The organism is Mameliella sp. CS4 (assembly GCF_019392335.1).
In the GTDB taxonomy this organism is placed as follows: domain Bacteria; phylum Pseudomonadota; class Alphaproteobacteria; order Rhodobacterales; family Rhodobacteraceae; genus Antarctobacter.
The window spans coordinates 1-279 of sequence record NZ_JAHXRQ010000132.1 but is presented as its reverse complement, the minus strand read 5'-3'; the positions used below and the strand labels follow the sequence as shown (position 1 = coordinate 279).

Below are 279 nucleotides of genomic sequence, written 5' to 3'. Positions count from 1 at the left end.
CTGTTGCGCCCGGAAGTGCCGATTGAAATTCGGGCCGGCTTGATTGTCGGCTTTGTAGGCGGTCTGACGACCTTTTCATCCTTTTCACTGGATACGCTGCGCCTGCTGGAAAGCGGGCAGGCCCTGGTAGCCTTCGGTTACCTGGGCATCAGCGTGTTCGGCGGGCTGCTCGCCACTTGGGCTGGCCTGTCCTTGACCAAACTTTGATAAACGAGAGACCGACATGCTCGATTCCAAACTGTTACGTAGCAACCTTCAGGACGTAGCGGACCGCCTGGC

Annotated in this window: 1 protein-coding gene; it reads left to right on the top strand. The window is 58.1% G+C overall.

Annotation, left to right across the window (positions count from 1 at the left end):
• On the top strand, positions 1-207 hold a 207-nt coding region (crcB, locus tag KZZ07_RS26830), incomplete at its 5' end, for a fluoride efflux transporter CrcB (protein WP_219520003.1).
• Positions 208-279 lie beyond the last annotated feature (72 nt).